Origin of the sequence: Klebsiella sp. CB_Kp196, from assembly GCF_040061575.1 — a bacterium.
Classification (GTDB): Bacteria; Pseudomonadota; Gammaproteobacteria; order Enterobacterales; family Enterobacteriaceae; genus Klebsiella; species Klebsiella michiganensis.
This window is the reverse complement of the sequence record NZ_JBEAFH010000082.1, coordinates 11,491-35,399: the sequence shown is the minus strand read 5'-3', so window position 1 is coordinate 35,399 and position 23,909 is coordinate 11,491. Positions and strand designations below refer to the sequence as shown.

Genomic DNA, 23,909 nt, shown 5'->3' with positions numbered 1-23,909 from the left:
CACTTCAGGATGTTTATTATGAAAAAATTTGCGCCTTTGAGTCCGAAGGTCAATGCGCTATTGCATGGCGCCGACTATAACCCGGAGCAGTGGGAGAACTATCCCGATATTATCGATAAAGATATTGCCATGATGCAGCAGGCAAAATGTAATGTTATGTCGGTAGGGATATTTAGCTGGGCGAAACTTGAACCTCAGGAAGGCGTATTTGAGTTTGGCTGGTTGGACAGTATTCTGGATAAACTCTATGCCGCCGGCATTCATGTCTTTCTCGCGACCCCAAGCGGCGCGCGCCCGGCCTGGATGTCGCAGAAATATCCTCAGGTCCTGCGCGTCGGTCGCGATCGGGTGCCTGCGCTGCACGGTGGACGTCATAATCACTGTATGTCGTCGCCGGTCTACCGTGATAAAACCCTGAAAATAAATTCCCTGCTGGCGGAGCGCTACTCGCAGCATCCGGCGGTGCTGGGCTGGCATATCTCCAATGAATACGGAGGAGAGTGCCACTGTAGCCTGTGCCAGGAGCGTTTCCGCGACTGGCTGAAAGCGCGCTATGAAACGCTGGATAACCTCAATCACGCCTGGTGGAGCACCTTCTGGAGCCACACCTACAGCGACTGGTCGCAGATCGAATCTCCGGCCCCGCAGGGGGAAGTCTCCATTCATGGTCTGAACCTGGACTGGCATCGCTTTAATACCGCTCAGGTGACGGACTTCTGCCGCCACGAAATTGCGCCGCTGAAAGCGGCAAATGCTGCGCTGCCGGTAACAACCAACTTTATGGAGTATTTCTACGATTACGACTACTGGCAGCTGGCGCAGGTGCTGGACTTTATCTCATGGGACAGCTACCCCATGTGGCACCGTGATAAAGATGAAACCACGCTGGCCTGCTACACCGCTATGTATCATGACATGATGCGCAGCCTGAAGGGCGGCAAACCGTTTGTGTTAATGGAATCCACCCCGAGCGCGACCAACTGGCAGCTGACCAGTAAGCTGAAGAAACCGGGAATGCATATTCTCTCTTCTCTGCAGGCGGTGGCGCACGGCGCGGATTCGGTGCAGTACTTCCAGTGGCGTAAGAGCCGCGGTTCGGTTGAGAAGTTTCATGGCGCGATTATCGATCATGTCGGTCATCTGGATACGCGCGTGGGTCGTGAAGTGACGGCGCTCGGCGAGATGTTAAGCCAGCTGCCGGGCGTCGTGGGCTGCCGGACGGATGCGAAAGTGGCGATTATCTTCGACCAGCAAAACCGCTGGGCGCTGGATGATGCACAGGGGCCGCGAAATCTCGGTATGGAGTATGAAAATACCGTCAACGAACATTACCGTCCGTTCTGGGAGCAGGGGATTGCGGTTGATGTTATCGATGCTGACGTTGACCTGAGCGCTTATCAACTGGTCATTGCGCCAATGCTGTATATGGTTCGTGAGGGATTTGCCGAACGCGCCGAAGCGTTTGTGGCTAACGGTGGTCATTTAGTTACAACATACTGGACGGGTATTGTTAACGAATCCGACCTTTGCCATCTCGGCGGTTTCCCGGGCCCGCTGCGTAAACTGCTGGGCATTTGGGCGGAAGAGATTGACTGCCTGAACGACGGCGAACGCAACCTGGTACAGGGGCTGGCGGGCAATGAAGGGGGCCTGCAGGGACCGTATCAGGTACGCCATCTGTGTGAACTGATCCATGCCGAAACGGCGCAGCCGCTGGCGACCTACCGCGATGATTTTTACGCGGGAAGACCGGCGGTTACCGTCAATCACGTGGGTAAAGGTAAGGCCTGGCACGTCGCTTCGCGCAACGATCTGGCTTTCCAGCGGGACTTCTTCACCGCCATAAGTAAAGAGCTGTCGCTGCCGCGTGCGGTGGCAGCCGATTTCCCGCCGGGCGTGGTGGCGACCGCACGGACGGACGGTGAGACCACCTACGTGTTCCTGCAAAACTACAGCGCGCAGCAGCAGCAGGTGACCTTACCGCAGGGCTATCAGGACAGCCTCACCGGCGCGGCACTGAACGCGCCGTTGACCTTAAAAGCGTGGGATTGCCGCATTCTCAGCCGTCACGCGTAATTTTTCTCTATCCACGCCTGCTCGCAAGAGCAGGCGTTTTTTTATCTGCTTATCAGGAGTCTATTATGGTGAGTTTAAAATCCTTTCTGAATTATTTCTCCCAGTCTCGTCCGGCGGTAACGTTAAGCCCGGCGGAACAACAACAGATTGAACGTTTAATTCAGGCTTTTGGCGGCGAGGCGAATATTGTCAACGTTGACGCCTGTATCACCCGCTTACGCGTCACGGTGAATAATCTGTCGATTGTTGACTCTCAGGCGCTACAGCAGCAGGGAGCGCTTGGCGTTATTATCCTTGGGCAGCAGGTGCATGCTATTTTCGGTAAACAGTCGGATGCTTTGCGTCAATTACTTGACGAACACTTTGCCAGCCGTAAATAAAATAAAACGGGATAACGCAATAATGAGTTATCCCGAAAAGAAAACAAAGCATTCAATGGCAATAATGATTACCGGAGGGTAATTAACGACCTTACAGCTGGAGATAAAACAGTTAAATGACGACTACCACCAGGCCTCGACCTGTACACCAAAGTTCCACGTATTATTGGCAGTTTGATCTTCGAACGGTTTACCGTTTTCAGAGTCATTCAGATACGAAGCGAAAATGCGCAGTTCCGGGCGAGACATAAAGTCAGGGCCATCGGCCAGGCCCAGCGCGATGGTATATTTCTCACCGGCCTGCTTATAATCAGTATTGTTCTTGTAGCTATCTTTTTGGTAAAAGCCACCCACTTCGCCAATCAGGCGCACGTATTCGGTGAACTGATACTGCCCGCGAGCCACCAGCGACAGCATGCGCGTTTTATCCGTGTAATCGGTGATGTTGTCCGCGGAGCCCCAGGTGAGAACGTGGTTAATGGAGAACTTTTCGGTAATCGGAATTAAACCGGTATTAATCACGCGGTATCCGGTGGCGTCATTGACGTAGTTCCACATGTCGTACCAGCCGCCGCCCTGGGAAACCATGTTCTGCGCCAGCCCTTTGTTTGCGTACTGCAGCACCGTTTTGTTGTAACCACCCAGCATATCCTGGCTGATTTCACCGGTTAGCATGACGCCGTTTTCAGCATCGTATAGACCACCGTAGGAGTCCTGCTTTTTAGTGGTATTCGGCATCGCGTAGTCGATACCAAATTCGGTCCACGAACCGGCCCACGGCTTCCAGCCTGCGTAGCGCAGGTCGAGGTAGTTAATGTTGACGTTGCTATCGCCATCGACGCGGTAGTCGACGTCATTGGCATCTCCGCGGATCCAGGCAAATGAAACGGCCCCCGGGCCGAGCGTATAGTTTTCGATCCCGGCACCGGATCCGGAAATGTTCCAGTATTTGGTATCAATGATGTGGAGATCGTGGCGCTGGTAGTAGCGTTTACCGCCCCAAATGACCGCGTTCGGATCGCCGGGGACCAGCCCTTTGATTTGCAGGTTGAGCTGGCGCAGGCCGAATTGGGCATCATCATCGAGCGTGGTTTCGTTATCGTTAGAACCGTCAGAGACCATGCTGACCATGCTATCAAGATAGAAGCTAACGTCATTCTTCTTATAGACCTCTGATCCCAGCTCCAGCTCGCCGTAGGTATCGGACTCATTACCCAGACGGCCAATTTTGTTTTTTTGCCATTCGGCCTGACTACCGTCGCCGGAGACCCCAACCCCGGCGCGCATATAGCCATGAAAATCGATACCCGGAAGCGTGGCGGAAGCAGCAAACACGGATGGTGAAATCAGCGCAGCGGCCAACGCAGCGGAGAGTGTGCGCAGCGTAGTGTTCATGTCTATCCTCTTATTGTTTTGTATTACGTTCACATAACCGATGTCATAAAATGCCTAAACCCGAATTCAGGCAATTAAATGATCGCTATAGTGTGATTAACTGCAAATAAATTGGCGGGTTTTATTACGACTAGTGAGTCCATTCACAATTTGTTGTATTGTGAGCGTAATACTTTTTGTGATGATTGTGGTTCGGGGGACGCGGCGATGAGCGTTTTTTCACATTGCCCCTGTTACAATCCAGGGATAACAACATAAGGAACCGGACTATGAAGTCTAAAAGCGCGACCTTAGAAGACGTTGCTCGCCATGCGGGCGTCTCCTATCAGACCGTGTCCAGGGTACTCAATAAATCTGCTAATGTATCCAAAGCCACACGCAGCAAGGTGGAGAAATCCATTGAGGAGCTGCGCTATGTCCCAAACCGCCTGGCGCAGCAGCTGGTAGGAAAGCAAAGCCGCACCGTGGGCCTGGTCACCATCTCCCTCGCATTGCACGCGCCTTCTCAGGTGGCTGCTGCGGTAAAACGCTATGCGAATGTGGAAGGCTATCAGGTGCTCATCTCTATGATTGATGAGAGCGTCAACCAAAGTATTCAAGATTCCATTAATGAACTTAAGTCTCAGCTGGTAGATAAGGTCATCATCAACGTGCCGCTGGAGACTGAACTGGCTCAAAAAATTGCCGCTGATAACGATGATATCGTCTGTCTGTTTTTAGATGTTGACCCCTACAGCTCCGTGTTTAACGTTTCGTTTAACCCGGCTGACGGCACCCGGGCCAGCGTCAAATATCTCTATGAAATGGGGCATCGGGAGATCGCGCTGCTAGCCGGCCCGGAAAGCTCGGTATCGGCCAAACTGCGTCTGAAAAGCTGGATTGAGACCCTTGAGGGATATGGCCTGCAGCCGGTCACGGTGATTCGCGGTAACTGGGATGCGCAGAGCGGCTATGCCGGCGCGCTGCAAATGCTGCGGGAGACGCCAAACTTTACCGCCGTTCTGGTGGGTAACGATCAGATGGCGCTGGGCGTACTGAGCGCGTTTCACCAACATCAGGTGCCGATTCCGGGGGAAAAATCGGTTATTGGTTATGATGACACCTATGAGAGTTCGTTCTTTTACCCGGCGCTCACCACCGTTTCGCTGGATCTTGATTTACAAGGAAAAGAGGCCGTCCGGCGCCTTCTCGATAGCGGCGATCGCGAGACATCTCATACTTCTTCTATCCTTCCGGCTCGTCTGGTCGTGCGCCACTCTACCGGGCCAAAAACGGAGCCGGGTAAAAACCTGCAGTCTATTGCCGAACAGCTCAGAGCGCTGGCGCATCAGCTTAATCCTTAATCCGCAACGGGCGGCCTGCGCCGCCCTTTAGCCCCTTCCATTCTCAGGGTTGATCTTTGTATTCACCCGGCGTACCATAATGTTATGTTATAACGTAATGATTGAGGTCGCTATGAAACCCAATATTCATCCGCATTATCGTACGGTGGTTTTTCACGATACCAGCGCCAATGAATACTTCAAAGTCGGATCAACGATCCGTACCGAGCGCGAAATTGAGCTGGAAGGCGAGACGTATCCCTACGTAACGCTCGATGTCTCCTCCAAATCGCATCCGTATTACACCGGCAAACAGAAGGCCTTCAACAATGAAGGCAGCACCGCGCGTTTCCGCCAGCGCTTCGGCGGTTTTATTGATGCGAAAAGGAGTAAATAATGCAGGTGCTCAACTCATTGCGTAGCGCGAAACAGCGCCACCCGGATTGCCAGATCGTCAAGCGTAAAGGGCGGCTGTACGTTATCTGCAAAAGTAATCCTCGCTTTAAGGCCGTCCAGGGGCGCAAGAAGAGACGTTAACGGAAGCTCTCCAGCGTTCGTAACTGCCGGCCGTCGGCGCTAAAGTTGTCGGCGGCCAGCCACTGCTGCATTGCCTTGTCAATCTGCGGCCACTCGGAATCGATAATCGAAAACCAGTCGGTATCGCGGTTGTGGCCCTTTATCACCAGCGCCTGACGAAAACGCCCCTCATACTGAAATCCCAGCCGCAGCGCCGCCCGGCGTGAAGGCTCGTTCAAACTGTTGCATTTCCACTCGTAGCGACGATAGCCGAGCGTTGCAAAAATATAATGCATCAGCAGCCATTGAGCCTCGGTGGCCATCGCCGTCCGGCTTAGTAAAGGCGAGAAGTGAACGTGGCCGACTTCAACAACGCCATTTTTAGCATCGATTCTCATCAGCGCCAGTGAGCCGACGGGCTGGTCTGTCCGTTGATCTATCACGGCAAAGTGAATGGGATCGGCCTGCCCGGAAACGTGCTCTATCCACGCGCGGTATTCCTCTACGCTGTTATCCGGCTCACGCAGCAGCCACGTCCAGCTTCGGGTGTCCGGGGCCAGCCGATGGGCGTCAAACAGCGCACCGGCGTGCGTGGAGCGCAATGGCTCAAGGCGGCAAAGGCGGCCCTGCAGATTCAACCTTTCAGGATGCGGACGGGGCAGCCAGTCGGGCAGGGCTGCGCCAACGGGTTGATCGAATTGATTAAGATGGCTCATGAGGTTTTCCTTTGGCAGGTGAATGCTGCGAGATTAGGCGCTTGTTGGTTCCATAAAAAGAACCACAGGAGTATGTTTTTAGGGTGCCATGAGGAGCGATGATGAATATTCCGGATGATGCTTTTTTTGCTTTACTGGAGCAGGCCCTGCGCGGCAGGGGAGGTGGAACCCTGCAGCGTACGCTCTATCAGACACTACGCGAGGCGATTTTGCAGGGGGCGCTGGCAGGTGATAGCCGTTTACCCGGCTCGCGCGCCATGGCCCAGCGTCTGGGACTGTCGCGCAACACCGTCAACGGCGCGCTGGAGCAGCTGGCGATAGAGGGGTATTTATTACGTAGCCGCCAGGGGACGTCCGTCGCGCCTTTAGGAACTCAGGGAGAGGGGGACGTTGAGGCGCGCCATATTGTGCTCCCTGAATACTTACAGGGATTACCGGCGGCAATCCATCGTGATTCACCCACGCTGCTCTTTACGCCGGGAATGCCTGCGGTTAACTACTTTCCGCTTTCCATCTGGCGTCGGCTCCTGGATCGCGTACTGCGTGAAGAGGGAAGCGCATTATTGGGCTACGGCGATGCGCAGGGAGAGCTCGTACTGCGAAAAGCCATTGCCCGCCACCTTGCGCTCTCGCGGGGGATCCGCTGTGAAGCCAGCCAGATTGTGATTACGGAAGGTGCGCTGGAAGGCGTCGATTTATGCACGCATTTGCTGAGCGTCGCTGGCGATACGGCATGGGTAGAAGAACCCGGCTATCCGGGAGCAAAAAGCATCTTTCTCAAATCCGGACTTCATATAGAGGGCGTGCCGGTTGATCATGAAGGGATGCGTTTTGATAGTCATAATGATAGTGAAGCGCCGCGATTGATCTTTACTTCACCTTCCCATCAATACCCCTGCGGGGCAGTGATGAGCGCCGGGAGGCGACTGGCGCTACTGGAGTATGCCCGACGGCATGATTCTTGGATTATTGAAGATGATTACGACAGCGAGTTTCGCTACAGCGGTGAGCCCATTCCGGCCATGCTGGGGATGGCCAGGCAGGCGCCGGTGGTTTATCTTGGGACATTTAGCAAAACGCTATTTCCGGCGCTGCGCATTGGCTTTATGGTGATGCCTCCCGCGCTGGCGGAGGCCGCACGTGGCGCCATTGGTTCGCTATTACGCGGAGGCCATCGGGCCGAACAGAGGGCGCTGGCGTTGTTCATTGAGGAGGGGCACTACGCACGTCATTTAGCCGCCATGCGCCGTTTATACCGTAAACGTCAGCAGCAGCTGCGGGAGATTCTGGCTCAAGAGCTCAGGCATCCTTATGAACTGTTTGGCGGCGAGGGGGGCCTGCACCTGACCGTTGCTATCGACAACGTGGATGACCTGGCGATTGTGCAGCAGGCCCGGCGGTTTCAGCTGGCACCCGGGGCGTTAAGCCGTTTTTACCTCGATGTAAAAACGGCGCGAAGCGGCTTTGTTCTGGGCTACGGTAATACGTCCGCCTCGCATTTTATGGCTGCGGTACGGACGCTGAACCGTCTTATTGCGCTGGACCGACGCGGGTAAGAGAAAACACATCGTAAAAGGAGAGTTCGCCTTTGGTGGCGATCATTTTTTGTAGCTGCGCCTTTTGTTCGCCGCCGACGCGTGGCGATTGCAGGATGCGTTCAAGCAGCTGGTCAGGGACAAATCGGGTGTTGTACCACTCACCGTTGTAGCACACGCGGAAATCAAGAACGTCAATATCTTCATAACGATAGCGCGGGTAGACGTCGAAGAAGAAGAAACCGTTTAGCAGAACAAATAACACAATTAACAGCCAGACAGAATCTACCAGCGTTTCGGAACGTAGCATCACAATAAGCGTGGCCAGGAAAGCCGCGTACATGGCGACAAAAAGCCATGGATGGTTGCGAATAAAGCTAATGCTAAAGCGCGGACGGTTGTCGCGCTTCTCTTTCACATTAAGCTCATCAATGGTGCTCTTCAGCAGCAGCTGTATTTCTGTCATCTTATTCCCCAAATTCTGCCATGAGCCCGTATCCAGGCGTGACAAACCGGGCTCAGCCTGAAGACTATTTTATGTTGCGTAAATCCATGGGGAAAGTAACAGATTGGTTGCAGAAAAGCATAACAGTTACCGTTTTTCGCTCTCCAGCATTTTGATTATCCGTGCCGGGTTTCCGCCGACGACGGCGTTTGCCGGCACATTTTTTACTACGACGGCCCCCGACGCCACCACGGCATTATCGCCGATAGTGACGCCTGGATTAATCACTGCCCGGCCGCCAAGCCACACATTGTGGCCAATGGTGACGGGTTTTCCGTACTCTTGACCACTATTGCGGTCGACAGGGTCAAGGGGATGCGTAGCGGTATAAATATGCACGCCCGGCGCCAGCATGCAGTTATCGCCAATATGAATTGGACAGACGTCAAGCATGACGCAATCAAAGTTAGCGTAGAAATTTTTGCCGAGGAAGATATTGTAGCCATAGTCACAGCGAAATGTGGGTTCGATATACGCGTCACTCGCGTGCCCAAGCAGTTCAGAAAGTAATGCGTTTCTTAATTCACGTTCTTCAGGCGCCGAATGATTGTAGCGGTGCAGCAGCTGTCTGGCCCGCAGACGATCGGCTTTCAACGTGGCGTCACCTGCCAGATACAGTTCGCCGGCAATCATTTTTTGTTTCTCTTCGCTCATGGAGGCTTTCCTTATTTCCTTATCGTTAGGCCGCCATAGTATAAAAAAGAAACCGGTTTCATATTCGCATTGAGCCAACATCTGTGAGCACTGTCACACTTATTATCATCACGAGAGAGGGGCGTTTTCGGCACGAGATGTATGACTTTCATTTGAAATAAACTAGCGGATAAATTTCCAGACTGAAGGGGGGATCTTGTCATACAGTTTATTCATCGTCAGCTCAGCAAGACGATGGTCGGCCGCTGAGTAAAATACCGCCAGTTCATTATCGGAAAGTTCATATTTATTTTTTTCAATTACGCGCTCCAGCGTATCAATTGTCTGACAGCGTCGTAAACGCATCAAATAGTCTATTTTGGTTAATGTTTTATCAGACATAAATTCACCTTTTGATTGTAATAATACTAACAAGAAAGACTGGCCGGGTTTTCCCGACAGGCGTTGACAAAGCAGCGGAATAACCGATTGCCAGATTTACGCCATTTCTGCAGATCTGCGCTGTTAATGCCGTAGTTGCTGAACAAGACGAAAGTGTCATCCAGATATTCGTCAATCTGGGTAATCAGCTTATTATCCTCGGCGTACTTAATTTTATAATTAAGTGCGAACGCGGCAATGTGCTCGATCAATTCATTAAGTTGAAGATTGACAGCCGAGGTCGGGTCATTAACCCAGCCGTGGTTGCTCTCTTCCAGGTTTGCAAGACAGTCATGATACAGGGTTTCGCAGAGAAATTTAAGCTGCGCAATATCATGTCTTTTTGGCGAGTATTCGTCCATAACGCATCCCCTTTTGAGTGGTTTAAACGACGATTATCGACACCGTTGTGGGATGAACACGACTAACAGACCTGACACATACATTGTAATCTTGCTGTTTAACTATAATCCACTCTTAAAAAGATTTCATCGTGCTATTACGAAAAATTACAATTATCAGCGTCCTTTTATCTTCAATGCCTCGGACTTTATTATATCGTGCCGTTATCCCGATCGGAAAAAACGAATACTGACCTTATATTTCATCAGGTTAGCCGACGCGTTTAGCCGTTATAGAGAGACAACCATACATAAAATCAGTGATTAAGAATATTCTGAGTTAGGGGCGCAGGAAAGAAAATTGTGGAAAAAAAATGGAGATAAGCACCGCGACTCATCATTAAATATTATATCTCAGCTTATAAATTAGACAATAACAATCCGTGCGTTTTAACGAGGAACAAAAGAAAAGGGCCGCAAATGCGGCCCTGAGAGGAGAGAGATTAATGATGCTCAACCGGATGGCTGTGCTCAATATCCTCATTTTTCTTACTAAAGCGGCGGCGAACCACCACGAAGAACACCGGCACGAAGAAAATCGCCAGCACCGTCGCGGTCACCATCCCACCCATTACGCCAGTACCGACGGCGTTCTGCGCGCCGGAGCCTGCGCCGGAGCTGATAACCAGCGGCATGACCCCAAGGATGAACGCCAGCGAGGTCATCAGAATCGGACGCAGACGCATACGAACGGCTTCCAGCGTGGCTTCGATCAGGCCTTTGCCCTCTTTATCCATCAGGTCCTTGGCGAATTCAACGATAAGTATCGCGTTCTTCGCCGACAGGCCGATGGTGGTCAGCAGACCAACCTGGAAGTAGACGTCGTTGGTTAATCCACGGAAGGTAGCCGCCAGCAGCGCACCCACAACCCCCAGCGGAACAACCAGCATGACCGAGAACGGAATCGACCAGCTTTCATACAGCGCCGCCAGGCACAGGAAGACGACAATCAGCGAGATAGCGTACAGCGCTGGTGCCTGGTTGCCTGACAACCGTTCCTGATAAGACATACCGGTCCAGTCATAGCCAATACCCGCAGGCAGTTTACCCGCCAGCTCTTCCATCAGGTTCATCGCTTCACCGGTACTCTTGCCCGGTGTCGCCTGGCCGAGGATTTCCATTGATGGCAGACCGTTGTAACGCTCCAGACGCGGCGAGCCGTATTCCCAGCGTGAAGTCGAGAAGGCGGAGAAGGGCACCATCTGTCCATCGCTGCCGCGTACGTACCAGTTGCCGATATCTTCCGGCAGCATACGGTATTTCGCTTCAGACATGATATACACTTTCTTCACGCGACCGCGGTCAATGAAGTCGTTGACGTAGCTACCACCCCATGCTGCGCCAAGCGTCGTGTTAATGTCGCTGATAGACACGCCAAGAGCCTGCGCTTTTTCCTGATCGATATCCACTTTGAACTGCGGAGTATCTTCCAGTCCGTTTGGACGCACGCCGGTTAAGACGTCAGGATGCTGCGCGACCATACCAAAGAGCTGGTTACGTGCCTGGGTCAGTTTTTCATGGCCCAGTCCCGCCTGGTCGATAAGCTGGAAGTCAAAGCCCGTTGCGGTACCCAGTTCAACAATTGCCGGCAGGTTAAAGGCGAAGACCATTGCGTCTTTAATCTGCGAGAAATACCCCATTGCGCGACCGGTAATCGCCTCAACTTTGTTCTCTTCGCCCGGACGCTGGCTCCAGTCCTTCAGAGAAACGAACGCGATACCGGTGTTTTGCCCACGACCCGCGAAACCAAAGCCGTTTACGGCGAATACCGACTCAACGTTGTTTTTCTCTTTGGTGAGATAGTAGTCGGTCATCTCATCCAGAACTTTCTGAGTACGCTCCTGAGTTGCGCCAGCAGGCAGCTGCGCCATGCTCAGGAAAACGCCCTGGTCTTCGTCCGGCAGGAACGAACTTGGCAGACGAACGAACAGCCAGGCCATGCCTACCACGATGATCAGGTACAGCACCAGATAACGACCGGTACTGCGCAGGATGTTGCCTACGCTATCGGTGTAGTGATGCGTGCTCTTATCGAACATGCGGTTAAACCAACCGAAGAAGCCGGTGGTGGCGCCATGGCTGCCTTTCTGGATGGGTTTCAGCATCGTGGCGCAGAGCGCCGGGGTCAGAATCAGTGCCACCAGTACCGACAGCGCCATCGCGGAAACGATAGTGATCGAGAACTGACGGTAAATCGCACCGGTAGAACCGCCGAAGAAGGCCATCGGGATAAATACCGCGGAAAGCACCATCGCGATACCCACCAGCGCGCCCTGAATCTGGCCCATTGATTTACGCGTAGCTTCCTTCGGCGGTAGCCCTTCTTCGGCCATTACACGCTCGACGTTTTCTACCACCACGATGGCATCATCCACGAGCAGGCCTATGGCGAGCACCATACCAAACATGGTGAGGGTGTTTATCGAGAAGCCGAACAGCGCGAGGATAGCGAACGTCCCCAGCAGTACGACCGGCACGGCGATAGTCGGAATCAGCGTTGCGCGGAAGTTCTGCAGGAACAGGTACATCACCAGGAACACCAGAATGATGGCTTCAACCAGCGTTTTCACCACTTCGTGAATGGAGATCTGCACGAAGGGGGTGGTGTCATACGGGTAAACAATCTTCAGGCCTGACGGGAAGAAAGGTTCCATTTTCTTCAGTTCGGCACGAATGGCGTTGGCGGTATCCAGCGCGTTCGCGCCGGTCGCGAGCTTAATACCCAGACCGGACGCGGGCTGACCGTTAAACTTCGCAACGACGTCGTAGCTTTCGCCACCCAGCTCAATCTTCGCGACATCGCGCAGACGCACCTGGGAACCATCCTGGTTAACCTTCAGCAGAATGTTGCCGAACTCTTCAGTATTGGTCAGACGGGTCTGCGCCACGATGGAGGCGTTCAGCTGCTGACCTTTCACCGGTGGAGTACCGCCTAACTGTCCGGCTGCGACCTGGGCGTTCTGCGCTTTCAGGGCGCTGATCACGTCAACCGGCGTCAGCTGGAAGTTATTAAGCTTGTTCGGATCCATCCAGATACGCATCGCGTACTGGGAACCGAACAGCTGTACGTCACCGACGCCGCTGGTACGGCTAATCGAATCCTTCATGTTGGCGGCAACATAGTCAGAAATGTCATCCTGATTCATGGTGCCGTTGGTATTGATAACGCCGACAACCATCAGGAAGCTGCTGGATGCCTTTTCAACGCTAATACCCTGCTGCTGAACTTCTTGCGGCAGCAGCGGCGTTGCCAGCGCCAGCTTGTTCTGAACCTGTACCTGGGCGATATCCGGATCGGTACCGGATTCAAAGGTGAGGGTGATGGTTGCTGTACCGGTGGAGTCGCCATTAGAAGACATGTACATCAGGTGATCGATACCGTTCATGTTCTGTTCGATAACCTGGGTCACGGTGTTCTGCACGGTTTCAGCATCGGCACCGGGGTACATGGCTGTAATGGAAATTGCCGGCGGCGCAATCGTCGGATATTGCGCTATCGGCAACTTGAGGATCGATAACCCCCCAGCCAGCATGATGATAATGGCGATCACCCACGCAAATATGGGGCGATCGATAAAGAAATTAGGCATGTCTTAACGGCTCCTGTTTAAGTTAAGACTTGGGTTGTTCTGACTGAGCGTTGCCTGCGGCTTGCTGTTTATCGTCAGAAACGACTTCCTGCGCTTTTACCTGCACGCCTGGTCTGACTTTTTGCAGACCGGTGATGATGACGCGATCGCCCGTTTTCAGCCCTTCGGTGACCAGCCATTTATCACCAATAGCCTGAGTGGCGGTAATCTGGCGAACTTCGACTTTATCACCTTCGCCGACGACCATCGCGCTGGCATCGCCGCGCGGGGTGCGGGTTACGCCCTGCTGAGGAACCAGCAGCGCATCCGGGTTGACGCCTTCTTCCAGACGCGCGCGGACGAACATCCCCGGCAGCAGAGTGTGATCCGGGTTCGGGAAAATGGCGCGCAGCGTGATAGAACCGGTGGTCTGATCAACGGTGACGTCAGAAAACTCCAGCGTACCGTTCTGCGGGTATTTCAGACCGTCGTTCGTCACCAGCTCAACCTTCGCTTTACCGTTTTCCTGCTGCAGCTTGCCGTTGGCCAGCTCTTGTTTCAGACGCAGGAAATCGTTGCTCGATTGCGTCACGTCAACATAGATAGGATCCAGCTGTTGCACGGTCGCCAGGGCGGTGGTTTGGCCGTTTTGCACCAGAGCACCTTCCGTGACCGCGGATTTACCAATGCGGCCTGAGATTGGCGAGGTGACTTTGGTGTAGGCCAGATTAATGCGCGCGGTTTCAACCGCTGCTTTGGCGGCAACCACGGCAGCGTTGCTCTGTTGCGCGGTCGCGACGGCAGTATCGTAATCCTGTTGACTGATGTACTTAGTGCCTAACAGTTTCTGATAACGTTTAACCGTCAGCTGATCCATATTTGCCGCGGCCTGCGCTTTGGCTAAATCGCCTTTCGCGCTTTCATAAGTGGCCTGATAGGTCGCCGGATCGATTTGATAAAGAGACACCCCTGCCTGGATATCGCTCCCTTCGGTGAAGTTACGTTTAAGAATAATGCCACTGACCTGAGGACGAACTTCCGCAACGCGATAGGCGCTGGTACGGCCTGGCAGTTCGGTAGTAATTTGTAGAGGAGCGGATTTGAGCGTCACAATACCGACTTCCGGCATTTGTTGGGCTCCTTGCTGAGCCGGTTTGTCGTCACATCCTGTTAGCGCTAAGCTGCCTGAGAGCATCAGAACGACCGCCAGAGGCGTTAACCCTCTGTTTTTGTTCATATGTAAACCTCGAGTGTCCAATTTCAAATTGTTCAGTGGCTCAATCGACCACAAACCCACTGCTGTGTTTCTATTATGGTCATGCTATGGTACATACATTCACAAATGTATGTAAACGTAACCTCTGTAAACTCATCGACCTATGGCACGAAAAACCAAACAACAGGCGCTTGAGACCCGGCAACATATTCTGGATGTTGCTCTGCGTCTGTTTTCGCAGCAAGGCGTATCATCCACCTCGCTGGCCGCAATTGCAAAAGAGGCCGGTGTGACGAGGGGCGCTATCTATTGGCATTTCAAAAATAAATCAGATTTATTTAATGAAATATGGGTGCTTTCAGAAGCCAACATCAACGATCTCGAAGTTGAGTATCGGGCAAAATTCCCCAACGATCCACTGTCAGTTGTCAGAGAGATCTTAGTGTATATCCTTGAAGCAACGGTGACAGAAAAACGCAGGCGCTTGATGATGGAAATCATTTTCCATAAATGCGAGTTCGTCGGAGAGATGGTCACGCTGCAAGAAGCGCAGCGAAGTTTATGCCTTGAGAGCTACGATCGTATCGAGCAGACATTAAACGAGTGCATTGCGGCGAAGATGCTGCCCGCCAATTTACTCACCCGGCGGGCGGCGATTTTAATGCGCAGCTATCTTTCTGGCCTGATGGAGAACTGGCTGCTGGCGCCCAACGCTTTCGATCTGCAGCATGAAGCGCGGGCATATGTCGAAACGCTGCTTGAAATGTATCAATTGTGCCCCTCTCTGCGCAGTTCTGAAGGCGCGGAAGCTTAAGTATCCTCGCGGACAAAAGGGGTATTTTTCCTGCTGTCCGCCGCTATTCGCGCGATAACAGAAGTGCTATTCTTCGCGCTGCGACGATCCCCGGTATTCTCCGGCTTTTGCAATCACTCATGTTAACACTATGCTGCATACTATCCGTTGGCGAAACGCCATATCCGCTTTTGTTCTTACCCTGATGTTTTTTATCGGCTGTATTAGCGTTAACACGGCGCTGGCGGCTGACTTACCCGAACGTTCCGAGGTGCAAAGCCAGCTCACGACGCTGAATAAGCAAAAAGAGCTGACTCCGCAGGACAAGCTGGTTCAGCAGGACCTGACCCAGACCCTGGAAACCCTCGATAAAATCGAACGCATTAAGTCGGAAACGACGCAGCTGCGTCAGCAGGTGGCTCAGGCGCCAGCGAAAATGAATCAGGCTATCGATAGCCTCAACGCGCTAAGCGATGTTCCCGATGATGAGGCGACGCGTAAAACGTTGAGCACGTTATCGCTACGTCAGCTGGAATCACGCGTCTCTCAGACGCTGGACGATTTGCAAAACGCGCAGAACGATCTGGCAACCTATAACAGCCAGTTAGTCTCCCTACAAACCCAGCCGGAACGTGTGCAGAATGCGATGTACTCCGCTTCGCAGCAGCTGCAGCAGATCCGTAACCGCCTGAATGGCACCTCGACGGGCGAGGAGACGCTGCGTCCTACCCAGCAGAGTTTGCTGCTGGCTCAGCAGGCTCTGCTGAATGCGCAGATAGACCAGCAGCGCAAAAGCCTGGAAGGTAACACGGTCCTGCAGGATACCCTGCAAAAGCAGCGTGATTACATCACCGCCTACAGCAACCGTCTTGAACACCAGCTTCAGTTATTGCAGGAAGCGGTGAATAGCAAGCGCCTGACGCTGACGGAAAAGACGGCTCAGGAAGCGGTTTCCCCGGACGAAACGGCGCGTATTCAGGCAAACCCGCTGGTGAAGCAGGAGCTGGAGATTAACCACCAGCTTAGCGAAAGACTGATTTCGGCGACGGAAAATGGTAATCAGCTGGTTCAGCGCAACATCAAAGTGAAGACCTGGCTCGATCGCGCTTTGCAATCCGAGCGTGACATAAAAGAGCAGATTTCCGTGCTGAAAGGCAGCCTGCTGCTGTCGCGTATCCTTTATCAGCAGCAGCAAACGCTGCCCTCTGCGGAGGAGTTGAGCGATATGACGAACCGCATCGCCGACCTGCGCCTCGAACAGTTTGAGGTTAACCAGCAGCGCGATGCGTTGTTCCAGAGCGATGCGTACGTCGCGAAGCTGGAGGAAGGGCACAGCAGCGATGTCAATGCCGAAGTGCATAGCGCGCTTCTCGAAATCGTTGATATGCGCCGGGAGCTGCTCGATCAGTTCAACAAACAGCTGGGTAACCAGCTGATGATGGCCATTAACCTGCAGATCAATCAGCAGCAGTTAATGAGCGTGTCGACCAACCTGAAAGCCATTCTGACGCAGCAGATTTTTTGGGTAAACAGTAACCGTCCGATGGACTGGGAGTGGGTTAAAGCCTTCCCGGAAGCGCTGAAAGGGCAGTTTAAGGCGATGAAAATCACCGTAAACTGGGAAAAAGCCTGGCCTGCGGTATTTATCGCTTTCCTTGCCGGCCTGCCGTTGCTGCTGATTGCCGGTCTGATTCGCTGGCGCCTTAACTGGCTGAAAGCGTATCAGGCGAAGCTGGCTTCACAGGTGGGGCAACTGCGCAATGACACTCAGCTTCATACGCCGAAAGCGATTCTTATCGATCTGATCCGCGCGCTGCCTGTGGTGCTGGTGATTCTGGCCATTGGCCTGATTCTGCTGACCATGCAGCTGAATATCAGCGATTTGCTGTGGGCCTATAGTAAGAAGCTGGCGCTGTTCTGGCTGGTGTTTGGCCTGTGCTGGAAGGTGCTGGAGAAAGACGGCGTGGCGGTGCGCCACTTTAATATGCCGTCGCAGTTGACCAGCCACTGGCGGCGGCAGATTGTCCGCGTCAGCCTTGCGCTGCTGCCGCTCAATTTCTGGTCGGTGATGTCGGAGCTGTCGCCGCTGCACCTGATGGATGACGTGCTCGGGCAGTTTGTTATTTTCCTCAACCTGCTGCTGATTGCGGTGCTTGTTTTGCCGATGTGCCGCGAGAGCTGGCGTGATAAAGAGTCCCACAGCCTGCGCCTTATCACCGTCACCGTGCTATCGATTGTGCCCATCGCCCTGATGGTGCTGACGGCAACCGGCTACTTCTACACGACGCTGCGTCTGGCCGGCCGCTGGATTGAAACCGTTTACCTGGTGATGCTGTGGAACCTGCTGTACCAGACCGTTCTGCGCGGCCTGAGCGTGGCCGCCCGGCGTATTGCCTGGCGCCGTGCGCTGGCGCGTCGTCAGCATTTGGTTAAAGAGGGCGCTGAAGGGGCCGAACCCCAGGAAGAGCCGACGATTGCCCTGGAGCAGGTTAACCAGCAAACGCTGCGTATTACGATGCTGGTGATGATTGCGCTGTTTGCCGTGCTGTTCTGGGCGATTTGGTCCGATCTGATCACCGTGTTCGCCTATCTCGACAGTATTACGCTGTGGCATTACAACGGTACGGAAGCCGGCGTCAGCGCCGTGAAAAGCGTCACCATGGGCAGCCTGCTGTTCGCGATTGTCGCGTCGATGGTCGCCTGGGCGTTAATCCGCAACCTGCCGGGCCTGCTGGAAGTGCTGGTGCTATCGAGACTCAATATGCGCCAGGGGGCGTCGTATGCAATTACGACCATCCTTAATTACGCCATTATTGTTATTGGCGCGATGACGGTATTTGGCTCATTGGGCGTTTCGTGGGACAAACTTCAGTGGCTGGCGGCCGCCCTGTCGGTTGGTTTAGGGTTTGGCTTACAGGAAATCTTCGGTAACTTTGTTTCCGGTCTGATTATTCTCTTTGAGCGCCCGGTGCGTATTGGCGATACGGTGACCATTGGTACCTTCTCCGGTACCGTCAGCAAAATCCGCATTCGCGCCACGACGATCACCGATTTTGACCGTAAAGAGGTCATTATCCCGAATAAGGCCTTCGTGACGGAACGCTTGATCAACTGGTCGCTCTCCGACACCGTCACCCGCGTGGTCATCCGCCTTGGCGTGGCCTATGGTTCCGACCTGGATAAGGTTAAAGAAGTGCTGCTCCAGGCCGCGCATGAGCATCCGAAAGTGATGCAAGAGCCCGCGCCCTCGGTCTTCTTTACCACCTTCGGCGCCAGCACGCTCGATCATGAACTGCGCCTGTACGTGCGTGAACTTCGCGATCGCAGCTATGCGGTGGATGAGCTTAACCGCGCTATCGATCGTTTGTGCCGCGAGAACAATATTGACATCGCCTTTAACCAGCTGGAGGTGCATCTGCGCAATGAGAAGGGCGATGAAGTGACAGAGGTGAAGCGGGATAAGGGCGACGATGCCTCCCCGGCGATAAGCTAAACATAACGGGGCGGTGGGTATCCGCCCCGCAGATGTTAATGGCTGAGCGAGGAGAGTTCTTCCTGGCTCAGACCGGTCAGTTCCATCACCATTTTCGGCTCCAGCCCGCAGGCGAGCATTTTCAGGGCAATGCTGCGCGAGATTTCTCTACGGCCCTCCTGCAAACCTTCCTGCAAACCTTCCTGTCTGCCTTCTTTTCTACCTTTTTTACGGCCTTTCTCTTCCAGCCATTCGGCAATTGTCATCAGTAGCTCCTTGTGCCTGGGCGACTGCTTCGCCAGCTCGCGAATCAGGGGCCCGGGTTTTTCCGTGGTTCCCGCCTGCAGCATATAGCTGATGAGGGTATTGATCTGGTTTTCCGTCAGATATCCTTGCGCCAGCAGCGTAATCAGCATCGGTTGCAGTTCGGCCAGATCGCGCTGGCGAATATGCTTTTGCAACAGTTCCAGCATCGCCATACGCTGGTGGCGGAGGATATGATTATCTGGCATAACGGTCAGGTCCACCAGCGGAAAATCTCCGCCGTACAGCGCGCCGGCAAGCTCAGGAAGGTCAAAAAGCTGGAGCCAGTTGAGCGTATGTGGCCAGGGGCTGACGGTGCCGTGATAAAACAGAATCGGGACCACCAGCGGCAGCGTATTGTGGCCGGCATCCAGGTGGCGCTGCATGGCGGCCAGCGTATAGCGCATCAGGCGAAAAGCCATCAGCTTATCCGGCGAGCTTTGATGTTCAATCAGCGCGTAGATATATCCCGCGCCGTGCTGCGTTTGCAGGGAGTAGAGAATGTCGGAGTAGCTGGATCGCAGGTCTTCTTCGATAAAGCTGCCGGAAGCCAGCTGCAGCGTATTGAGATCGCAGATACTTAAAAACTGCGCGGGAAGATAAAGCTGTAAAAAATCGCGAGCGACCTCTTTCTGGGCCAGCATTTGACGAAAAATAGCATCGTGCGGCGTACGTGAGAATCTTTCCATGAGCATCTATCCGTTGTGGTAAGGGGCAGGCGACAACTCTGCCACCCCCAACGATCCGCCAACAGACTACTCCTGTGCGTTTTGCGAGGCCTCTTCCGCACTTTTTACTTTGTTTTCATAGTCTCGACGGATAATTTCCAGCGCAGCTAGCACGGTTTGCGCAGGAACTTTATTCTCCTCAAGCAGCATAATTAAATCGACGGCCAGCTTGACCTCGTCAGGGGCATTTTCCAGCGACATACTTCTTCCTCCCGTTAGCGCGTTAAGCGAGCCAGTCTGTTTTCAATTTTTTCCAGCGCGTCGCGACAGCGGGCCAGGCGCCCGGTATAGGCTTCAACTTCCTTTGCCAGCCGCTGCTGGTCATCAAGGCTAATGGCTTGCGCCAGTCGTCTTTGTCGGTCGTTGCGCATGGCCAGCAGGCGCCGTTCATACTCCTGATGCTGTAGACGTCTGCGCTGCCAGCGGCTAAGCGTTGGCGACGCGCTATCCCAGGCGCGTAATGACCAGGTCGCCGTTTCCCGGTTAATCGCGGCGATTTGAGCAACGAGACGTTCTGCCAGCCAGGCGACCTGCGCAAGCTGCTGGCGTTCGGCCGCCTGTTTTAACGCCGTTAAGCCGTCTCTGGCCTCATTGAGATAAGCCTGCATCTGCGTGCTGCGGGTACGGAACAGCTGACGATCGAAGCGCGGGCTGAGGGTCGCGTGATTGGCCATGGGCGCCACCTGAGCGGCCAGCTCCGCAAGCTGGTTTTCCAGTGAATGTAAAAGCCGGGCGGTTTTCAAATAACTCCTCCATCCCCTGATAAGCAACTGTGCTACATTAGCGTTATCTTCGTGATAACGATTCGCATTATGCCACGTATTATTTTGATCATCATTGGCTGGCTGGCGGTAGCGCTGGGAACGCTGGGCGTGTTTTTACCGCTACTGCCGACGACGCCGTTTATCCTGCTTGCCGCCTGGTGCTTTGCGCGCTCGTCGCCGCGCTTTCACCACTGGCTTTTGTATCGCTCATGGTTTGGCGGCTACCTGCGTCACTGGCAGAAATACCGCGCCATGCCGCCGGGCGCGAAGCCGCGGGCGGTCGCGATGATTTTGCTGACCTTTGCCATTTCGCTGTGGCTGGTTAATCTTACCTGGGTGCGCATCTTGCTGCTGATCATTCTGACCTGTCTGCTGATATTTATGTGGCGCATTCCGGTGGTTGATGCAAAGCAACAAAAGCACTGATGCGCAATAATGATGGTTGCAATTGTCGCTGACAGCCAGTAAATTCTGGCGTTTTCGAGCGCGGGTAAGCCTGGTCAAAGGTTAAACAAAAGTTTCTTTGGCCCATTTGGCATGCCCGTGAGTAACACCGTTTTAATCAGGCATACACTTATGACCGCAACAGCACAGCAGCTTGAATATCTGAAGAACAGCATCCAAAGCATCCAGGACTATCCGAAACCTGGCATCCTTTTCCGTGATGTCACCAGCTTGCTGGAAGACCCGAAGGCCTACGCGCTCAGCATTGAGCTGCTGGCCGAGCGTTATAAAGACGCGGGGATTACCAAAGTGGTGGGCACCGAGGCGCGTGGCTTCTTATTTGGCGCACCGGTTGCGCTGGCGCTGGGCGTAGGCTTTGTTCCGGTACGCAAGCCGCGTAAGCTGCCGCGTGAAACTATCGCAGAAAGCTACGAGCTTGAGTACGGCACCGATCAGCTGGAAATCCATGTCGATGCGATCAAAGAAGGCGATAAAGTCCTGGTGGTTGACGATCTGCTGGCAACCGGCGGCACCATTGACGCCACCGTGAAGCTTATTCGTCGCCTGGGCGGTGAAGTGCACGATGCGGCCTTTATTATTAATCTGTTCGATCTGGGCGGCGAGCAGCGCCTGGAAAAACTGGGAATCAACTGCTATAGCTTGGTCCCTTTCCCGGGCCACTAAGCAAATCCCGCCACATAGCCTCGCTGATTGAGCGGGGCTGTGATAGCATGACCCCTCGTGATTTCACCTTCCAGCGTTTCAGAGCCAGCCCATGAGTTATCAGGTCTTAGCCCGTAAATGGCGCCCACAAACCTTTGCTGACGTCGTCGGCCAGGAACATGTGCTGACCGCACTGGCGAACGGCTTGTCGTTAGGGCGCATTCACCACGCATATCTTTTTTCCGGTACCCGCGGAGTCGGTAAAACCTCTATCGCGCGCCTGTTGGCAAAAGGATTAAACTGCGAAACCGGCATTACCGCCACGCCGTGCGGCGTCTGCGATAACTGCCGTGAAATAGAACAGGGGCGCTTTGTCGATCTGATTGAGATCGATGCCGCCTCGCGCACCAAAGTCGAAGATACCCGCGATCTGCTGGATAACGTCCAGTACGCGCCGGCCCGCGGTCGCTTCAAGGTCTATCTGATCGATGAAGTCCATATGCTTTCGCGCCACAGCTTCAACGCGTTGTTAAAAACGCTGGAGGAGCCGCCGGCGCACGTTAAATTTCTGCTGGCGACGACCGATCCGCAGAAGCTGCCGGTGACTATTCTTTCCCGCTGCCTGCAGTTCCATCTTAAGGCGCTGGACGTCGAACAGATTCGCCATCAGCTGGAGCATATTCTCGGCGCCGAGCAGATCGTTTTTGAACCGCGCGCGCTGCAGCTGCTGTCGCGCGCGGCGGACGGTAGCCTGCGCGATGCGTTAAGCCTGACCGATCAGGCCATTGCCAGCGGCGACGGTCGCCTGACGGCTGAATCCGTCAGCACCATGCTCGGCACCCTTGACGACGATCAGGCGCTTTCGCTGATTGAGGCGCTGGTGGCTGCCGACGGCGAGCGGGTCATGGCCGGCGTCAATGAGGCTGCCGCCCGCGGCGTGGAGTGGGAGGCCTTGCTGGTGGAGATGCAAAGCCTGCTGCACCGTATTGCGATGGTTCAGCTCTCGCCGTCGGCGCTGGGAACGGATATGGCCGCGATTGAGCTGCGCATGCGCGAGCTGGCGCGGACGGTGCCGCCAACCGATGTTCAGCTGTACTATCAAACGCTACTGATTGGCCGCAAAGAGCTTCCGTACGCCCCGGACAGACGAATGGGCGTCGAGATGACGCTTCTGCGTGCGCTGGCTTTCCATCCGCGTATGCCGCTGCCGGAACCGGAGGCGCCGCCGGTGCAGGCTATTCAGACCGCACCGGCCCAGCAGGCTGTCCCGGCATCCGCGCCGCCGTCGCCGCCGCCGAATTTGCCGCAGACCACCAGCCAGGTGCTGGCGGCCCGCAGCCAGCTGCAGCGAAGCCAGGGAGCGCCCACCCCAAAAAAGAGTGAACCGGCAGCCGCTTCCCGCGCGCGGCCGGTGAATAACGCTGCGCTGGAACGACTGAGTTCAATTACCGAACGCGTACAGGCGCGTCCGGCGGCGGCTGCGCTGGAGAAAGCGCCGGCGAAAAAGGAAGCCTATCGCTGGAAATCGACGACGGTTGTTGAAGCCATAAAAGAAGAAGTGGCGACGCCGAAGGCGCTGAAAAAAGCGCTGGAGCATGAAAAAACGCCGGAACTGGCGGCAAAGCTGGCAGTCGAAGCGGTCGAGCGCGATAGCTGGGCGGCGGAAGTCAGCCGGCTTGCGGTACCCAAACTGGTGGAGCAGGTCGCCCTGAACGCCTGGAAAGAGCAGGAGGGCAATCGCGTCTGCCTGCATCTGCGTCCGAGCCAGCGTCACCTGAATTCGGCGGGCGCGCAGCAAAAGCTGGCGGAAGCGCTCGGTATTTTGTACGGTACGCCGGTTGAATTGACCATCGTGGAAGATGATAATCCCGCGATGCGCACGCCGCTTGAGTGGCGGCAGGCAATTTATGAAGAAAAGCTCGCGCAGGCGCGTGAAGCGATTATTGCGGATAATAACATTCAGACGCTGCGTCGATTCTTCGATGCGGACCTGGATGAAGAGAGTATTCGCCCCATTTGATTGCAAGTCTGACTTGC

23 protein-coding genes and 1 other annotated feature are annotated in these 23,909 nt (G+C 54.3%); of the genes, 12 read left to right on the top strand and 11 right to left on the bottom strand.

Going from position 1 to position 23,909, the window contains the following annotated elements; all coding sequences use genetic code 11:
• The first annotated feature begins 18 nt into the window (after positions 1-18).
• Both ABLU87_RS28195 and ABLU87_RS28190 read left to right on the top strand, forming a co-directional pair.
• Entirely contained in the window at positions 19-2,076 is a 2,058-nt protein-coding gene (locus ABLU87_RS28195; RefSeq protein ID WP_048261447.1) for a beta-galactosidase, read from the top strand.
• Positions 2,077-2,141: 65 nt separating this feature from the next.
• Positions 2,142-2,456 (top strand): glucose PTS transporter subunit EIIB, encoded by a 315-nt coding sequence (locus ABLU87_RS28190; RefSeq protein ID WP_025107149.1) that lies wholly within the window; start codon positions 2,142-2,144, stop codon positions 2,454-2,456.
• A 123-nt stretch (positions 2,457-2,579) separates the two neighbouring features.
• On the opposite strand, the gene ABLU87_RS28185 is transcribed toward ABLU87_RS28190, so the two are convergent.
• Entirely contained in the window at positions 2,580-3,851 is a 1,272-nt protein-coding gene (locus ABLU87_RS28185) for a maltoporin (protein ID WP_014228201.1), read from the bottom strand.
• 269 nt (positions 3,852-4,120) lie between these two features.
• Here ABLU87_RS28185 and ABLU87_RS28180 point away from each other — a divergent pair, with 269 nt between their 5' ends.
• The 3 genes from ABLU87_RS28180 to ykgO all read left to right on the top strand — a co-directional run bounded on the left by ABLU87_RS28180 (position 4,121) and on the right by ykgO (position 5,710).
• Positions 4,121-5,194: a LacI family DNA-binding transcriptional regulator gene (locus ABLU87_RS28180; RefSeq protein ID WP_009653595.1), complete on the top strand. Its 1,074-nt coding sequence runs from the start codon at positions 4,121-4,123 to the stop codon at positions 5,192-5,194.
• A gap of 112 nt (positions 5,195-5,306) precedes the next feature.
• The gene (locus tag ABLU87_RS28175; RefSeq protein WP_004848323.1) at positions 5,307-5,570 is read left to right on the top strand and encodes a type B 50S ribosomal protein L31; all 264 of its coding nucleotides are present in this window, start codon (positions 5,307-5,309) and stop codon (positions 5,568-5,570) included.
• The gene (gene ykgO, locus ABLU87_RS28170) at positions 5,570-5,710 is read left to right on the top strand and encodes a type B 50S ribosomal protein L36 (protein ID WP_003859006.1); all 141 of its coding nucleotides are present in this window, start codon (positions 5,570-5,572) and stop codon (positions 5,708-5,710) included. Before ABLU87_RS28175 ends, ykgO begins: the two co-directional genes overlap by 1 nt.
• Here ykgO and ABLU87_RS28165 read toward each other — a convergent pair.
• The gene (locus ABLU87_RS28165) at positions 5,707-6,405 is read right to left on the bottom strand and encodes a GNAT family protein (RefSeq protein WP_048261453.1); all 699 of its coding nucleotides are present in this window, start codon (positions 6,403-6,405) and stop codon (positions 5,707-5,709) included. The two genes, ykgO and ABLU87_RS28165, sit on opposite strands and share 4 nt — an antisense overlap.
• A gap of 101 nt (positions 6,406-6,506) precedes the next feature.
• On the opposite strand from ABLU87_RS28165, the gene ABLU87_RS28160 reads away from it, so the two are divergent.
• Positions 6,507-7,961, top strand: a complete 1,455-nt coding sequence (locus tag ABLU87_RS28160; RefSeq protein WP_122117330.1) for a PLP-dependent aminotransferase family protein — start codon at positions 6,507-6,509, stop codon at positions 7,959-7,961.
• Here the strand turns inward: ABLU87_RS28160 and ABLU87_RS28155 are convergent.
• Positions 7,936-8,406, bottom strand: coding sequence for a YlaC family protein (locus ABLU87_RS28155; protein WP_004848329.1), 471 nt, complete (start codon positions 8,404-8,406; stop codon positions 7,936-7,938). The two genes, ABLU87_RS28160 and ABLU87_RS28155, sit on opposite strands and share 26 nt — an antisense overlap.
• Before the next feature lie 20 nt (positions 8,407-8,426).
• Here ABLU87_RS28155 and ABLU87_RS28150 point away from each other — a divergent pair, with 20 nt between their 5' ends.
• Positions 8,427-8,561, top strand: coding sequence for a hypothetical protein (locus tag ABLU87_RS28150; protein ID WP_224243896.1), 135 nt, complete (start codon positions 8,427-8,429; stop codon positions 8,559-8,561).
• On the opposite strand, the gene maa is transcribed toward ABLU87_RS28150, so the two are convergent.
• The 5 genes from maa to acrA form a co-directional block, all read right to left on the bottom strand.
• The gene (gene maa, locus ABLU87_RS28145) at positions 8,533-9,099 is read right to left on the bottom strand and encodes a maltose O-acetyltransferase (protein WP_064357999.1); all 567 of its coding nucleotides are present in this window, start codon (positions 9,097-9,099) and stop codon (positions 8,533-8,535) included. The two genes, ABLU87_RS28150 and maa, sit on opposite strands and share 29 nt — an antisense overlap.
• 162 nt (positions 9,100-9,261) lie before the next feature.
• A complete protein-coding gene (locus tag ABLU87_RS28140) occupies positions 9,262-9,480 on the bottom strand; it encodes an HHA domain-containing protein (protein WP_004099646.1) in 219 nt (72 codons plus the stop codon).
• Positions 9,481-9,506: 26 nt separating this feature from the next.
• On the bottom strand, positions 9,507-9,881 hold the full coding sequence (gene tomB / locus ABLU87_RS28135; RefSeq protein WP_025107145.1) for an Hha toxicity modulator TomB: 375 nt from the start codon (positions 9,879-9,881) through the stop codon (positions 9,507-9,509).
• A 482-nt stretch (positions 9,882-10,363) separates the two neighbouring features.
• Positions 10,364-13,510, bottom strand: coding sequence for a multidrug efflux RND transporter permease subunit AcrB (gene acrB, locus ABLU87_RS28130; RefSeq protein WP_014228207.1), 3,147 nt, complete (start codon positions 13,508-13,510; stop codon positions 10,364-10,366).
• Positions 13,511-13,532: 22 nt separating this feature from the next.
• The gene (acrA, locus tag ABLU87_RS28125) at positions 13,533-14,726 is read right to left on the bottom strand and encodes a multidrug efflux RND transporter periplasmic adaptor subunit AcrA (protein WP_004136054.1); all 1,194 of its coding nucleotides are present in this window, start codon (positions 14,724-14,726) and stop codon (positions 13,533-13,535) included.
• Positions 14,727-14,868: 142 nt separating this feature from the next.
• Between acrA and acrR the strand changes: the two genes are divergently transcribed.
• Together acrR and mscK are read left to right on the top strand one after the other, a co-directional pair.
• On the top strand, positions 14,869-15,519 hold the full coding sequence (acrR, locus tag ABLU87_RS28120) for a multidrug efflux transporter transcriptional repressor AcrR (RefSeq protein ID WP_014228208.1): 651 nt from the start codon (positions 14,869-14,871) through the stop codon (positions 15,517-15,519).
• Between the two features lie 130 nt (positions 15,520-15,649).
• A complete protein-coding gene (mscK, locus tag ABLU87_RS28115; RefSeq protein ID WP_014228209.1) occupies positions 15,650-18,991 on the top strand; it encodes a mechanosensitive channel MscK in 3,342 nt (1,113 codons plus the stop codon).
• A gap of 35 nt (positions 18,992-19,026) precedes the next feature.
• On the opposite strand, the gene ABLU87_RS28110 is transcribed toward mscK, so the two are convergent.
• The 3 genes from ABLU87_RS28110 to priC all read right to left on the bottom strand — a co-directional run bounded on the left by ABLU87_RS28110 (position 19,027) and on the right by priC (position 20,744).
• Positions 19,027-19,962 (bottom strand): Rpn family recombination-promoting nuclease/putative transposase, encoded by a 936-nt coding sequence (locus tag ABLU87_RS28110; protein ID WP_032748296.1) that lies wholly within the window; start codon positions 19,960-19,962, stop codon positions 19,027-19,029.
• A 66-nt stretch (positions 19,963-20,028) separates the two neighbouring features.
• Positions 20,029-20,202, bottom strand: a complete 174-nt coding sequence (gene rsmS / locus ABLU87_RS28105; RefSeq protein ID WP_014228211.1) for a pleiotropic regulatory protein RsmS — start codon at positions 20,200-20,202, stop codon at positions 20,029-20,031.
• A gap of 14 nt (positions 20,203-20,216) precedes the next feature.
• Positions 20,217-20,744: a primosomal replication protein N'' gene (gene priC / locus ABLU87_RS28100; protein ID WP_025107143.1), complete on the bottom strand. Its 528-nt coding sequence runs from the start codon at positions 20,742-20,744 to the stop codon at positions 20,217-20,219.
• A 69-nt stretch (positions 20,745-20,813) separates the two neighbouring features.
• On the opposite strand from priC, the gene ABLU87_RS28095 reads away from it, so the two are divergent.
• From ABLU87_RS28095 to dnaX, 3 genes are all read left to right on the top strand, one after another.
• On the top strand, positions 20,814-21,191 hold the full coding sequence (locus tag ABLU87_RS28095) for a DUF454 family protein (RefSeq protein ID WP_004848353.1): 378 nt from the start codon (positions 20,814-20,816) through the stop codon (positions 21,189-21,191).
• Between the two features lie 150 nt (positions 21,192-21,341).
• A complete protein-coding gene (gene apt, locus ABLU87_RS28090) occupies positions 21,342-21,893 on the top strand; it encodes an adenine phosphoribosyltransferase (protein ID WP_004099669.1) in 552 nt (183 codons plus the stop codon).
• A 91-nt stretch (positions 21,894-21,984) separates the two neighbouring features.
• Positions 21,985-23,892, top strand: coding sequence for a DNA polymerase III subunit gamma/tau (gene dnaX, locus ABLU87_RS28085; protein ID WP_196942043.1), 1,908 nt, complete (start codon positions 21,985-21,987; stop codon positions 23,890-23,892).
• Positions 23,225-23,289, top strand: a sequence feature (DnaX frameshifting element). It overlaps the preceding gene by 65 nt.
• Positions 23,893-23,909: the final 17 nt, after the last annotated feature.

What these genes read in the sequence shown, in the direction of transcription:
- ABLU87_RS28150 (WP_224243896.1), top strand. Translation starts at nt 8,427, where the DNA reads ATGAGCCCGTATCCAGGCGTGACAAACCGGGCTCAGCCTGAAGACTAT.
- ABLU87_RS28180 (WP_009653595.1), top strand. Translation starts at nt 4,121, where the DNA reads ATGAAGTCTAAAAGCGCGACCTTAGAAGACGTTGCTCGCCATGCGGGC.
- acrA (WP_004136054.1), bottom strand. Translation starts at nt 14,726, where the DNA reads ATGAACAAAAACAGAGGGTTAACGCCTCTGGCGGTCGTTCTGATGCTC.
- tomB (WP_025107145.1), bottom strand. Translation starts at nt 9,881, where the DNA reads ATGGACGAATACTCGCCAAAAAGACATGATATTGCGCAGCTTAAATTT.
- acrR (WP_014228208.1), top strand. Translation starts at nt 14,869, where the DNA reads ATGGCACGAAAAACCAAACAACAGGCGCTTGAGACCCGGCAACATATT.
- ABLU87_RS28140 (WP_004099646.1), bottom strand. Translation starts at nt 9,480, where the DNA reads ATGTCTGATAAAACATTAACCAAAATAGACTATTTGATGCGTTTACGA.
- rsmS (WP_014228211.1), bottom strand. Translation starts at nt 20,202, where the DNA reads ATGTCGCTGGAAAATGCCCCTGACGAGGTCAAGCTGGCCGTCGATTTA.
- maa (WP_064357999.1), bottom strand. Translation starts at nt 9,099, where the DNA reads ATGAGCGAAGAGAAACAAAAAATGATTGCCGGCGAACTGTATCTGGCA.
- ykgO (WP_003859006.1), top strand. Translation starts at nt 5,570, where the DNA reads ATGCAGGTGCTCAACTCATTGCGTAGCGCGAAACAGCGCCACCCGGAT.
- apt (WP_004099669.1), top strand. Translation starts at nt 21,342, where the DNA reads ATGACCGCAACAGCACAGCAGCTTGAATATCTGAAGAACAGCATCCAA.
- ABLU87_RS28165 (WP_048261453.1), bottom strand. Translation starts at nt 6,405, where the DNA reads ATGAGCCATCTTAATCAATTCGATCAACCCGTTGGCGCAGCCCTGCCC.
- ABLU87_RS28185 (WP_014228201.1), bottom strand. Translation starts at nt 3,851, where the DNA reads ATGAACACTACGCTGCGCACACTCTCCGCTGCGTTGGCCGCTGCGCTG.
- dnaX (WP_196942043.1), top strand. Translation starts at nt 21,985, where the DNA reads ATGAGTTATCAGGTCTTAGCCCGTAAATGGCGCCCACAAACCTTTGCT.
- mscK (WP_014228209.1), top strand. Translation starts at nt 15,650, where the DNA reads ATGCTGCATACTATCCGTTGGCGAAACGCCATATCCGCTTTTGTTCTT.
- ABLU87_RS28175 (WP_004848323.1), top strand. Translation starts at nt 5,307, where the DNA reads ATGAAACCCAATATTCATCCGCATTATCGTACGGTGGTTTTTCACGAT.
- ABLU87_RS28110 (WP_032748296.1), bottom strand. Translation starts at nt 19,962, where the DNA reads ATGGAAAGATTCTCACGTACGCCGCACGATGCTATTTTTCGTCAAATG.
- ABLU87_RS28160 (WP_122117330.1), top strand. Translation starts at nt 6,507, where the DNA reads ATGAATATTCCGGATGATGCTTTTTTTGCTTTACTGGAGCAGGCCCTG.
- acrB (WP_014228207.1), bottom strand. Translation starts at nt 13,510, where the DNA reads ATGCCTAATTTCTTTATCGATCGCCCCATATTTGCGTGGGTGATCGCC.
- ABLU87_RS28155 (WP_004848329.1), bottom strand. Translation starts at nt 8,406, where the DNA reads ATGACAGAAATACAGCTGCTGCTGAAGAGCACCATTGATGAGCTTAAT.
- ABLU87_RS28195 (WP_048261447.1), top strand. Translation starts at nt 19, where the DNA reads ATGAAAAAATTTGCGCCTTTGAGTCCGAAGGTCAATGCGCTATTGCAT.
- ABLU87_RS28095 (WP_004848353.1), top strand. Translation starts at nt 20,814, where the DNA reads ATGCCACGTATTATTTTGATCATCATTGGCTGGCTGGCGGTAGCGCTG.
- ABLU87_RS28190 (WP_025107149.1), top strand. Translation starts at nt 2,142, where the DNA reads ATGGTGAGTTTAAAATCCTTTCTGAATTATTTCTCCCAGTCTCGTCCG.